The following is an 11,982-nucleotide window of genomic DNA, read 5'->3' on the forward strand; positions in this document are numbered from 1 at the left end:
ATTAGTTCGCAACAATATTGACAAGCTTCCCAGGAACTGCAATCACTTTACGAATGGTTTTCCCTTCAAGCTGTTCTTTTACACGTGCATCATTTTTCGCAAGCTCTTCTAACTGCTCCCTTGTTGCATCAGCAGGAACGGTTAATTTTGCTTTTACTTTACCGTTAAGCTGTACAACAATTTCTACTTCATCGTCGACAAGCTTTGACTCATCATATTGAGGCCATGCTTCATAAGAAATAGATCCTTCATGACCAAGTTTATTCCAAAGCTCTTCTGCTAAATGCGGTGCAATTGGAGAAAGAAGCTTTACAAAACCTTCTGCATATTCTTTCGGCAGTGTATCCGCCTTATAGGCATCGTTGATAAACACCATTAATTGTGAAATTCCTGTATTGAAACGCAAGCCTTCATAATGATCCGTTACCTTCATAACTGTTTCATGATAGCTGCGTTCTAATGCGCCGCCAGATTGCTCTGTCACTTTATCACTGAGTGAACCATCTTCATTTGTAAAGAGACGCCATACACGATCAAGGAAACGACGAGCGCCATCAAGTCCTGTTTCAGACCAAGCAATTGATGCATCTAAAGGTCCCATGAACATTTCATAAAGTCGTAATGTATCCGCACCATGAGATTCTACGATATCATCTGGGTTGACCACATTTCCTTTTGACTTACTCATTTTTTCATTGTTTTCCCCAAGAATCATACCTTGGTTGAACAATTTCATGAAAGGTTCTTTTGTTGGAACAACACCGATATCATACAAGAACTTATGCCAGAAGCGTGCATATAGAAGATGCAGTACAGCATGTTCTGCTCCGCCGATATACACATCAACTGGCAGCCATTTCTTCAGCTTTTCAGGAGAGGCAAGCTCTTCTGTGTTATGAGGATCAATATAACGTAAGAAATACCAGCAGCTGCCTGCCCATTGCGGCATTGTATTCGTTTCACGGCGGCCTTTTTTACCTGTAACAGGATCTACAACCTCAACCCAGTCTTTAATATTGGCTAATGGTGATTCACCTGTACCACTTGGCTTAATCTCTGTCGTCTTAGGCAAGATCAGTGGAAGCTCTTCTTCTGAAACAGCTGAAGATGTTCCGTCCTCCCAATGAATGATTGGAATCGGCTCACCCCAGTAGCGCTGACGGCTGAACAGCCAGTCTCTTAAACGATATGTGACTTTCTTTTCACCTTTTTGATGTTCTTCAAGCCATGCAATCGCTTTTTCAATCGCTTCTTCTTTTCCTAACCCATTTAGGAAATCAGAGTTAATGTGCTTTCCATCACCTGTGTAGGCTTCTTTTTCAATGTCTCCGCCTTCTACAACTTCTTTAATTGGAAGATCAAAGGTTTTGGCGAATTCATAGTCACGTTCATCATGGGCAGGAACCGCCATAATGGCTCCAGTTCCATAAGTCGCCAGCACGTAATCGGCAATCCAGATCGGCATCTTTTCACCATTTAAAGGATTGATGGCATACGCTCCTGTGAAAATACCTGTCTTCGTTTTAGCAAGATCTGTCCGCTCTAAGTCACTCTTTGATTGAATCTCTTTGATATACGCTTTGACAGCTTCTTTTTGAGCATCTGATGTAATTTTTTCAACAAGTGCATGCTCTGGTGCAAGCACTGCATATGTTGCGCCAAATAGTGTATCAGGACGCGTTGTGAAAACCGTAAACTGTTCGTCATGTCCTTCTACTTCAAAATGAACGTGCGCTCCTTCAGAGCGTCCGATCCAGTTACGCTGCATATCTTTGATGCTTTCAGGCCAATCAATGTCCTCTAAATCTTCTAACAGCCTGTCCGCATATGCTGTAATCTTTAGCATCCACTGCTTCATAGGACGTCTTTCAACAGGATGGCCTCCGCGTTCACTTTTTCCATCAATGACTTCTTCATTTGCAAGCACTGTGCCAAGCGCTGGGCACCAGTTCACTGGTACTTCATCGATATAGGCCAATCCTTTTTCGTACAATTTTAAGAAAATCCATTGTGTCCATTTGTAGTAATTCGGATCTGTCGTGTTGATTTCTCGATCCCAATCATACGAGAACCCTAGTGATTGAATTTGGCGGCGGAAGTTATTGATGTTCTCTTCTGTAAAGGCCGCCGGGTCATTTCCTGTATCAAGTGCATACTGTTCTGCCGGGAGCCCAAATGCGTCCCATCCCATTGGATGAAGAACATCATATCCCTGCATACGTTTCATGCGTGATAGAATATCCGTTGCTGTATAGCCCTCAGGGTGCCCGACATGAAGCCCTGCTCCTGATGGATATGGAAACATATCAAGTGCATAAAACTTCGGTTTATCTTCCGAGTCAGATGTGGCGAATGTTTTATGTGTCAGCCAATAATCCTGCCACTTCTTTTCAATTTCCCGATGCTGAAAACTCAATGTGAAAACCTCCTTTAATATGTACGGCTTTATCTGCTTAGATGACCACTGCAAGAATTCAGATTTTTCTAAAATCAACAAAAAACCCTCATCCCTGGAAAGGGACGAGAGATTTTTTGGTTCCCGCGGTACCACCCTTGTTAGCGTAACATGCTGTTCGTACGCTCACTTAATATCTTTAACGCAGACATGCGACAGAAGCTTTAACGCAACTGCAACTCTGAGGCGAGTTCAGAAGCAGATTTGATTGACTTTCACCAGCCGTCAATTCTCTAAAGACAAATACTGCTTTCCTACTACTCCTCTTCACTGTTCTTATCGTAACCGTCATCTAAGTAGTATTTTATAGAATTATGATCATAAGTGCAAGCAGGTTTGTATACAATGGGAATGTACCCTAGACTAGGGTAAAGTAGAGGATATTATTCGTGTGGAGATCGGTTATGACGGTTGGAGCCTGCATCCTGTGAACGTTCTTCTCTCACAAAATCGAAGCTTCGCAGAACTGCTTCTCCTCCGTAACCTGAAATAATGGATAAGATGATCAAGTGCAGACTAGATTCGGGATTTGAGGATAAGACAAGCAGTGTAGCGGCAATCATCCCAACGAGCCAATCTTCAATAAACCCTAAGTAAATAAACTTTTTTGTCATTCTGGGCTTCTCTAGCCTGCCTTTTTTCTTTACGTGACCGAGAATGCCCATGACCCCTCCAATGGCGCAAGCAATAATGACTTGTTGCAGCATTTTCATCACCTTCCTAAAGCCCTTAGAATAGTAAAGCGACTTCAGGCTGTCCAGCCCCCTGTAATGCCATTCTGCTGTTCCGTCATAATCCATGTAAAAGGTCTATTCTCTCTAACGAAGAAAAAAAGCTTGTTTCTTCCATTATATGTGAATGACCTAAAAACAATCTTGATGCATTGGAATCATTTTCACCTAATCCATATTAACTATTTTTGTCATTTTATGAATGATGAGTAATTGATTCCTTCTTTTTCTAATGAAAAGTCTCCTTACTTACTCTATTCTAATGGAGGACAAACTATGATGACAAATTTAACAAAGCGTTTGCAATCGTTGAAACAGAACATATGTTATGTTACGTTTAAAAGGATTCATTTGGTTGAAAAGACAACCATTTGATATGTCTTATAGCAGCAAAGGAGGGTAATATGGTCAGCTCGAACATTTTCGGCTTGCAAAAACAGCTTGAACTCATCAAAAAAGCGCTGGATCATGCGCGGATCGGTGTTGTCATTACAGACCCTTCCTTAGAGGATAACCCTATCGTTTATGTGAATCACGGCTTTACACAAATGACTGGATACAAACCAGATGAAATTCTTGGTCGTAATTGTCGATTCCTTCAAGGAAAAGACACGGATCAAAAGCAGCTTGCTTTAATTCGTCATGGAATTCAAAACAAAACACCTATTACCACACAGCTAAAAAATTATAAAAAAGACGGCACTTTTTTTTGGAATGAACTCAATATAGATCCTCTATACATTGAACAAGATGACAAAACATTTTTCATTGGTTTTCAAAAGGATATTACGAAACAGAAAGAATATGAACAGCTCCTAGAAGATTCCTTACAGGAAGTCACCTCTCTTTCGACGCCAATCGTCCCAATCAAAAATGGTGTATCTGCTCTTCCGCTTATCGGGAAATTATCTGAAGAACGCTTTGATGCTATTGTCGCTAAGTTAACCTGTATATTAGATGATTCAAAGGATGATTATTTAATTGTCGACCTTTCTGGTTTAATCGAAGTCGATGATTCCGTTGCAGCACGTATTTTCAAACTGCATCATCTTCTCAATCTTACTGGAACCGAACTGATCATCACTGGGATTAAGCCGCAGCTTGCGCTGAAAATGAAAGACCTCGATACAGATTTCCAGAATACGATCACTTATTTGACAGTAAAAGAAGCCATAAAAGGATTACCATTAGCTGAAAACCCTGTGTAAACAGGGTTTTTTTAATTGAACCGCTCCCCAAAATGGAAAAATGAGGTATGATAGGTGTAAATAGCAATTTAGGGGGGCTGTTAGATATGCTGTTACTCATATTAGGTCTTTTATGTATTTGTTTTGCCATCGGATATGCTGTCAATTTCTTCTTACTCAAACGCAAGAACGAGCTGATTTTTTCAAAGAAACTTTTTTATCCTTTTTTGATCATTGGTCTCTTCTTTTCCATTATGTCATTACCGCTTACTGCTGGAAATGCGCCAAAGGCACAAGCCGATCCATCTTCCGAACAGCTGTTAAAGGATCAAAAGGAACTCTCCTCTGACATTTCGCGCTTAACAGCTGATAAAGAGTCGCTTACCTCCTCTTTAGAAGATGCGGAGAAGGAAAAAGAAAAGCTGGAAAAAAAGCTAGAAACCATCACCTCAGAAAAAGAAACGGTCAAACAGCAAGAAAAGACCATTCAATCGCTTGAACAGAAAATAGACAAGCTCACCTCCAGCAATGAAACACTCAAACAAGAAATCAAGAATAGCAGCAGCGATACGAAGTCTTCCACCGTCCAGCGCTCCGCACCTAAAGATGAAGGAAAAAGCACAGGCGGTCATGAATCACAAAAGGAAACAAAAAAAGAATCGGCTGCCTGTAACATTAAAGGGAGTGTCAACGGTATTTACCACACACCAAGCAGCAGATACTACTCTAGAACAAAGAATATAACCAAAATGTTCTGCTCTGTTGAAGAGGCAGAGCGTGCCGGATACAGGGCACCTAAGCAATAGCGATGTTTAATTAAGATAAAAAAGAACCTCCTGAGCGCCCAATCGGGTTTACAGGAGGTTCTTTTTTAGATTTCTCTTCTTAAAGCTGCTAATACATTCGTTTTTGTTGCCTTACGTGCCGGGTTAAGCCCTGAAATGATCGCTACCCCTGCGCTGATCACTGTCGCTGTAATGACAAGGCTGAGTGGAATATAGGAAAAAGTAATCGAGAATTGATCGCTTGATCCTCCCTCAGACATGGACGACAAAATGGCTGGGATGATTAAATTAACGGCGAAACTAATCAAATATGAGATGATAATACCGATGATTGATCCGATTACTCCAATATAAGCACTTTCCATTAGGAACATCCGCTTGATAATGGATGGATTCGCGCCAATGGCTTTCATAATCCCAATCTCTTGTGTTCGCTCTGTTACCGCCATGGTCATCGTATTGAAAATTCCGATGGCAGAAATAATGACTGCAATACATCCGACAAAAATGAGTCCAATTTTGAAGACCGTAAAGAACATATCCATTCCTTCAAGCTGGTTCGTCACAGAGATGACTTGATAGCCCTCATCTGTCAGTTTATTCGTGAGCGTACCGACATTGTCGAATTTATCTGCATAAACAGAGGTCATTTTCTCGACATTTCCTGCTTCAGGAGACAGATCGAGTATTTGACCAAATTCTTTTTCATAAGCATTCGGAATCAGAATTTTATGATCCTCCTGCCACTCCAAATTCGGCTTTTTCAAAACGCCTACTACACGGAAATCAAATGTTTTTTCTTTAACGACTTCACCTTCTTCATTTAGTTTTGGCACTTTGATTTGAATCACTTTATTTAAAATATCCTTCGTGTAGCCTTTTGGCTCCTTCGGTGTTTCTTCCCCATTTGACGTCTGGTTTAATTCTTTTTCATAGGTTTCGCGTTCTTTTTTTGTCCACAGTTGCTGCGCCATATGATACCCAACCACAATTTCGTTCGCTGATGTTGGGACTTTTCCTCGGTCTAGTTCAAGACCTGCTTCTTTTTCTTCTTTCATATCAGTCAAAGCAGCCTGCGTTTCACTTGAACGGTTATCGAGCTCGACGTTAACCGAAGGATTGATTGCCGTTCTTGAGACGACAGATTTCACATGATCATATTTCTTTAAATCATCAATCTTAACGTCTCCTTTTTCTTTTCCTAACACTTTAATTTCTGTGATGATTTGCTGCTTCATAATTTCATCTTGAGCTGATTTTTGCAAACCAAAACCGACAGACGCTAGAACGATTAAGAAAGAGCATGCCATTGTCGTCGCAAGAATGGTCATAAACACACGCAATCTATTTTTCTTCATATTTCTTCTAATGAATTTGACCTGATCTCTAAATTTCAATGGATTGTTCCCCTTTCTTTAATACACCGTCGTGAAGCTGGAACGTTGTGTCTGCGATTGAAGCGACTTCATCGTCATGTGTAATGATGACAAATGTAATTCCTTTTTCGCGATTGAGCTGCTGGATAAAGGCTAAAATTTCTCCTTCAGTTTCTGAATCCAGACTGCCTGTTGGTTCATCTGCTAAAATAATTGATGGATTTAAAATCAAGGCTCTTGCAATACTCACACGCTGCTGCTGTCCGCCTGACAGCTCATTTGGGTAATGTCCTGCGTGGTGTTCGAGTCCTACTCGTTTCAGCATTTCTTTTACTTTCACTTTTCGTTCAGACGGCTTCACCCCTTTTAAAGTGAGCGGAAGTTCAACATTCTCATACGTTGTTAAGCTCCCGATCAATTGAAAGCTTTGAAAGATAAAGCCAAAGTGATCTAAGCGAAAGTCTGCCCATTCTTTTTCATTAAAGCCGGTCACATCGGTGCCATCAATGACAATTTTTCCGCTCGTTGGCGTAATATAGCCTGATATTAAGTTCAATAAAGTCGATTTCCCCGAACCACTTCGTCCAACAATACAAGCAATATCGCCTCTTTTGATGGACAGGTCAATCCCTTTCAGCACAGGAATTTCATTTTCCCTGCCCTTTTTACCAATTTTAAATACATGATCTAATGCTTGAATCTGAATCATCTCTACTCCCCTGCTCTCTGTTTATCTTTTTCTATAGATTAAGAAATAACTCGTTAAGGCGCCTACGACTCCACCGATGAGCATGCCAACGATATAACCAAATATGGAATTATCTGAAGAAAAACCAAACCATCCAAACCCTAGAACACCGAAGACGATGACCATAATCTGAATAGGTCTATCCATACTTGAGTAAAGGAAGAAGCGGCCATTTCTTTCAATTGGATGTTTTATAAAGCTAATTAAGCCAATTAGATAAAACAGAACCACCATGACAATAGGTATAATGATTTTTTCGCCTGAGAACCAAAGAGGATAATCAGATCGGAAAGGTTCATCTATAATATAGTTGATTGGAGATATAGGCGATATCAAATAAGCGAAGCTCTTATCTAACCAACTCCCACTTGTCTTGATGATAAAATCTACATGAACAAGCGGTAATCCGATCACTAAAAAGGGTAAAATAGCTGTGCTGAACCCAACGATTGCTTGCGCAATGGAACTTCCGGTTAAAGTACCCGCTGCAAAAAATAAACTATAAAACATCAAGGAGGACACAAGCGAAATGATATAAACGCTATGAAAGCCAGGTGTCTCTAGTGGGTTAAGTCCTAAAATAAGTAAATAAGTAAGAACATAAGAAACGGCATGAGCGACTGCAATGATTCCAGCACCTAAGAAAAACTTTGTGTGATAGATTGTACTCCTGCTAAATGGTAAGGATAAGGTAAAATCCATCTGCCCTTTATTTCTCTCAAATCCAAGCTGCATGACAGCAAAGAAAATTCCCATTAGCCATGAAAGAGAGAGGAATGGATCCGTCTTAAAGATATAAGAAAAACGTGGTGCATCCGTAATACACTCTGTATCGTTTAGGCACGTTTGAAAAGACGAATATTCCATTAAGAATGCAAAGGGCGTCGCAAGCGCAGCAACAAGCATCACTAAAATGAATGTCAGCTCAGATTGCTTCCACTCCTTATATAATAATTGCCGCTTTACCATCTGCGTTTCCCTCCAAACTTTGCAATGAATACTTCTTCTAAATTCACAGGCAGTTCATGCCATACTTTTGGCTTCAGTGACTTCAAGTACTCTTTAGCTTCTTCGTCGGTTTTTAGAACAAGCGCTGTATAGAAAACGCCCGCTTGATCCAAAATCGCCACGCCATTTTTTCGAATACTTAAGTTCATATCTTCTTCAAAGGCCATTTGGATTTTGACATAGTCATTCTTTAATTCATCTAAATCCATGACACTTGTGAGCTGATTTCCTTCTAAAAATCCAATTCGATTACACATGCGTTCAATGTCCTCTAAGCGGTGAGATGTAATTAAAATCGTTGTTTGTCGTTCTGCCACCTCGTCAATCATCAGCTGAAGAACGTCATTTCTTGTGACGGCATCAATTCCATCAGTCGGCTCATCTAATAAAATGACAGCTGGTTTGATGGCAAAGCTTAAAATTAATGACAGCTGTTTCTTTAACCCTGTCGACAATTCACGATACTTTACTTTTTCCGGAATTTCATAGCGGTTCACAAGCTCATTGGCATAGGTCACATCAAACTTTGGATATATATGCTTTAACAGCTGGACAAGCTGTCCGTAATTGTATCTGTCAAAGTAGGGATTCACGACCGGCATGAATACAATATTTTGCTTTACTAAAGGGTGGTCTTTCACCAGTACGTCTTTAAAATAAATCTCTCCTTCATCTGGAAGAAGAATTTGCTGAATCAACCTGAGAAGTGTTGTTTTCCCAGAGCCATTCCGGCCAAGCAGACCGAAGATCTCACCTTCGCCTATTTTGAAGGAAACGTCGCTGAGTACTTCGCGTCCATTTAATTTCTTTGATACATTTCTAACCTCAATCAACTTGTTTTCCTCCTTTTAGACTTGAGCCGATCTCTTCCAGCCATTCCTTGAGCTGATGAATATCAATACCAGCATGATGAGCTTCTATGATGAGTTGTCTTAACTGTTCTTTCATCTGGAGCACCTTCCCTTCATTCAGCTTTAACTGAGCACCTTCTGTTACATACGTACCGCGGCCCCGCAGAGTTTCAATAATCCCTTCCCGCTCTAGCTCTTTATACGCTTTACTGACGGTGTTTGGGTTGGCAATGATAATGGTGGCGAGCTCTCTGACAGAGGGCAGTTTGTCACCTGGCTTCATCACGCCTTTTAAACATAAAATTTTGAGCTGCTCAATGATTTGTTCATATATTGGCGCAGCGCTTCTTGGATCTATTTGAATCATGATGACTCCCTCTTTCCTCATTCATGCTTTTGCAGTCCTATCGCTTGTTCATGTCCTTGCATTAAAGGAACTGAATTGGGTATCAAATCTTTTTGAACTTCAAAACCAATGAAAACAAGAACGAAAAAAAATGTACATGCTAACGCAACAGCCAGCACCATCCACTTCAAATTAATTGGGTTTTTTTCTTTTTTCATGGTTGAACACCTTTCTTCACTTTAAGTGTCTATAGTGTATTAGTTGATATAGTACACTTAATACAATATAGACACCCAGCATAAAAGTCAATAACTAATTAAGAAAATAAAAAACAGACCCTTAAAAGAAGGATCTGTTCATCATTCATTATCGTAGGAAATCCCTAAAATCATTTGATTTTGTAAGCTCTGAATTTGAACACGCGCCCTGTCTAATCGTTCTCTTTGCTGGTCATTGGCGACATCTTTTAATTTTTCTAATTCGTTGACCGTATTCTCAAGCATGAGCTGTGCTTTAGAAAACTCTTCCTCATTATAATGTTCCTGACGTGAGCTCAAATCAAATTGTTCACTTGCAAACTCAAGGGTTTCCGTACTTTTTTGAATAAATTCATCGATCGACTGCCTTGTTGCCATCTTACATTCCCTCCATTTCATCATCGCTCCCGCCTATTTTGCCCATGTAAAGCTTTTTCACTAAAGAAAATGTTGGACAGATTCAATTGTCCTCCTTCGTGATTTTTGTTAAACTTTAAGGATGCCTATTATTATGCAAGGAGGTTACTGACTTGGATCAGCATAACCCTTTTTTATATTCAAACAGCGAAAAACGTTATCACACATGGAACTACCATTTGCGTGAACACTTTGGTCATAAAGTATTTAAAGTAGCCTTAGACGGCGGCTTTGACTGCCCAAACCGTGATGGTACTGTAGCCCACGGCGGCTGTACATTTTGCAGTGCCGCTGGATCTGGTGATTTTGCAGGAAACCGGGCTGATGATCTCATCACTCAATTTAACGAAATCAAAGACCGGATGCATACAAAATGGAAAGACGGAAAATACATGGCGTATTTCCAGGCGTATACAAACACACACGCGCCGCTTCCTGTCCTAAAAGAAAAATATGAAACCGTCATGAATCTGGATGGTGTCGTAGGTCTATCCATTGCAACAAGACCTGACTGTCTGCCGGATGACGTAGTGGAGTATTTAGCCGAATTAAACGAACGCACTTACCTATGGGTAGAGCTTGGTCTTCAAACGGTACACGAACGGACAGCTATGCTCATTAACCGTGCTCATGATTATGAATGCTACGTTGAAGGTGTAGAAAAACTGAGAAAACACGGAATTCGTGTCTGCTCACATATCATCAATGGATTGCCTCTTGAAAACCGAGACATGATGATGGAAACAGCAAAAGCTGTTGCGGATTTAGATGTGCAGGGAATTAAAATTCATTTGCTTCACCTTTTAAAAGGGACTCCAATGGTCAAGCAATATGAAAAAGGAAAGCTTGAGTTTTTAAGCCAGGAGGAATATGTTCAGCTTGTTTGTGATCAGCTGGAGATTCTGCCGCCAGAAATGATTATTCACCGTATTACAGGGGACGGCCCAATTGAATTAATGGTTGGTCCAATGTGGAGTGTTAACAAGTGGGAAGTGCTCAATGCCATTAATGCTGAGCTCGAAAGACGTAACAGCTACCAAGGGAAACGTTTCGTCAGATTGGAAGAAGCAGCTAAATGATTTTGAAACGCATGCTTCCTTTTAGTAAAGAGCTGTTAGAACGCGCTTGTCAAAAAGGCGACATCGTCATAGATGCAACAATGGGAAACGGCCATGATACACTCTATTTAGCGGACCTTGTAGGAACTGAAGGACAAGTGTTTGCATTCGACGTGCAAGAGGAAGCCTTGCAGCAGACAAGCAAAAGGCTTGGCGGTCAATATCCTTACGTTCACCTGATCCATGATGGACATGAAAAACTGGCGGATCATCTTCCGAAGGATGTTTATGGACATATATCTGGTGCAGTGTTTAACCTTGGGTATCTGCCAGGAGGCGATAAAGCCGTCACCACTCAGGCTCATACAACCATTGAAGCCATCAAGCAGCTCCTCGAATGGCTCAAACCCGGAGGACTGATCGTCCTTGTGATCTACCATGGACATCCCGAAGGTAAAAGAGAAAAAGAAGTGCTTCTCAACTATTGCAGATCACTCCCTCATGAAGAGGTACAAGTTTTATCATATCAATACATGAATATTCAAAACGACCCGCCTTTTGTGGTCGCCATTGAAAAAAAGCTAAAATGATGTGCATTTTAGCTTTTTTCTTCTTTTCAGCGTGATAGAAAACCTTTGCAGTCTAGGAACGGGCGAGCACAGGAACGGAGCGAATTCGACATTCGTGAGTACCGGCGCGCAGACCTGACACCAAATGCGAGGGTTTGTCTACACGCTGAAGCTCAAATCCTAATGGATTTGAG

At 40.8% G+C, this 11,982-nt stretch carries 13 protein-coding genes and 1 other annotated feature; of the genes, 4 read left to right on the forward strand and 9 right to left on the reverse strand.

The window, feature by feature from the left end; genetic code table 11:
* Nucleotide 1: 1 nt before the first annotated feature.
* A complete protein-coding gene (gene leuS / locus NSS65_RS14340; protein ID WP_024424893.1) occupies nucleotides 2–2,416 on the reverse strand; it encodes a leucine--tRNA ligase in 2,415 nt (804 codons plus the stop codon).
* 97 nt (nucleotides 2,417–2,513) lie between these two features.
* Nucleotides 2,514–2,735, reverse strand: a binding site (T-box leader).
* A gap of 103 nt (nucleotides 2,736–2,838) precedes the next feature.
* Nucleotides 2,839–3,168: a DUF4257 domain-containing protein gene (locus NSS65_RS14345; protein WP_008343006.1), complete on the reverse strand. Its 330-nt coding sequence runs from the start codon at nucleotides 3,166–3,168 to the stop codon at nucleotides 2,839–2,841.
* Nucleotides 3,169–3,590: 422 nt separating this feature from the next.
* On the opposite strand from NSS65_RS14345, the gene NSS65_RS14350 reads away from it, so the two are divergent.
* Both NSS65_RS14350 and NSS65_RS14355 read left to right on the forward strand, forming a co-directional pair.
* Nucleotides 3,591–4,394, forward strand: coding sequence for an STAS domain-containing protein (locus NSS65_RS14350; protein ID WP_024426208.1), 804 nt, complete (start codon nucleotides 3,591–3,593; stop codon nucleotides 4,392–4,394).
* A gap of 86 nt (nucleotides 4,395–4,480) precedes the next feature.
* Entirely contained in the window at nucleotides 4,481–5,179 is a 699-nt protein-coding gene (locus tag NSS65_RS14355; protein ID WP_098677212.1) for a hypothetical protein, read from the forward strand.
* 65 nt (nucleotides 5,180–5,244) lie between these two features.
* Here NSS65_RS14355 and NSS65_RS14360 read toward each other — a convergent pair whose 3' ends face one another.
* From NSS65_RS14360 to NSS65_RS14390, 7 genes are all read right to left on the reverse strand, one after another.
* The gene (locus NSS65_RS14360) at nucleotides 5,245–6,555 is read right to left on the reverse strand and encodes an FtsX-like permease family protein (protein WP_326134863.1); all 1,311 of its coding nucleotides are present in this window, start codon (nucleotides 6,553–6,555) and stop codon (nucleotides 5,245–5,247) included.
* On the reverse strand, nucleotides 6,545–7,243 hold the full coding sequence (locus NSS65_RS14365) for an ABC transporter ATP-binding protein (RefSeq protein WP_044332340.1): 699 nt from the start codon (nucleotides 7,241–7,243) through the stop codon (nucleotides 6,545–6,547). The genes NSS65_RS14360 and NSS65_RS14365 overlap by 11 nt, the downstream gene beginning before the upstream one ends.
* Before the next feature lie 21 nt (nucleotides 7,244–7,264).
* Nucleotides 7,265–8,251 carry an ABC transporter permease subunit gene (locus tag NSS65_RS14370; protein WP_024426210.1) on the reverse strand — a complete coding sequence of 329 codons (987 nt, stop codon included), beginning with the start codon at nucleotides 8,249–8,251 and terminating at the stop codon, nucleotides 7,265–7,267.
* Complete coding sequence (locus tag NSS65_RS14375) at nucleotides 8,245–9,123, reverse strand: ABC transporter ATP-binding protein (RefSeq protein ID WP_024426211.1); 879 nt, start codon at nucleotides 9,121–9,123, stop codon at nucleotides 8,245–8,247. The genes NSS65_RS14370 and NSS65_RS14375 overlap by 7 nt, the downstream gene beginning before the upstream one ends.
* The gene (locus tag NSS65_RS14380; protein WP_024426212.1) at nucleotides 9,116–9,508 is read right to left on the reverse strand and encodes a GntR family transcriptional regulator; all 393 of its coding nucleotides are present in this window, start codon (nucleotides 9,506–9,508) and stop codon (nucleotides 9,116–9,118) included. The genes NSS65_RS14375 and NSS65_RS14380 overlap by 8 nt, the downstream gene beginning before the upstream one ends.
* Nucleotides 9,509–9,525: 17 nt before the next feature.
* Nucleotides 9,526–9,705 carry a hypothetical protein gene (locus NSS65_RS14385; protein WP_024426213.1) on the reverse strand — a complete coding sequence of 60 codons (180 nt, stop codon included), beginning with the start codon at nucleotides 9,703–9,705 and terminating at the stop codon, nucleotides 9,526–9,528.
* 141 nt (nucleotides 9,706–9,846) lie between these two features.
* Nucleotides 9,847–10,122 carry a YtzC family protein gene (locus NSS65_RS14390; RefSeq protein WP_024426214.1) on the reverse strand — a complete coding sequence of 92 codons (276 nt, stop codon included), beginning with the start codon at nucleotides 10,120–10,122 and terminating at the stop codon, nucleotides 9,847–9,849.
* 152 nt (nucleotides 10,123–10,274) lie between these two features.
* Between NSS65_RS14390 and NSS65_RS14395 the strand changes: the two genes are divergently transcribed.
* Together NSS65_RS14395 and NSS65_RS14400 are read left to right on the forward strand one after the other, a co-directional pair.
* Nucleotides 10,275–11,240, forward strand: a complete 966-nt coding sequence (locus NSS65_RS14395; protein WP_017358356.1) for a TIGR01212 family radical SAM protein — start codon at nucleotides 10,275–10,277, stop codon at nucleotides 11,238–11,240.
* Nucleotides 11,237–11,809: a class I SAM-dependent methyltransferase gene (locus NSS65_RS14400; protein WP_326134864.1), complete on the forward strand. Its 573-nt coding sequence runs from the start codon at nucleotides 11,237–11,239 to the stop codon at nucleotides 11,807–11,809. Before NSS65_RS14395 ends, NSS65_RS14400 begins: the two co-directional genes overlap by 4 nt.
* Nucleotides 11,810–11,982 lie beyond the last annotated feature (173 nt).

It is taken from the genome of Bacillus sp. FSL K6-1006 (genome assembly GCF_038593175.1).
Lineage (GTDB): Bacteria > Bacillota > Bacilli > Bacillales > Bacillaceae > Bacillus > Bacillus safensis.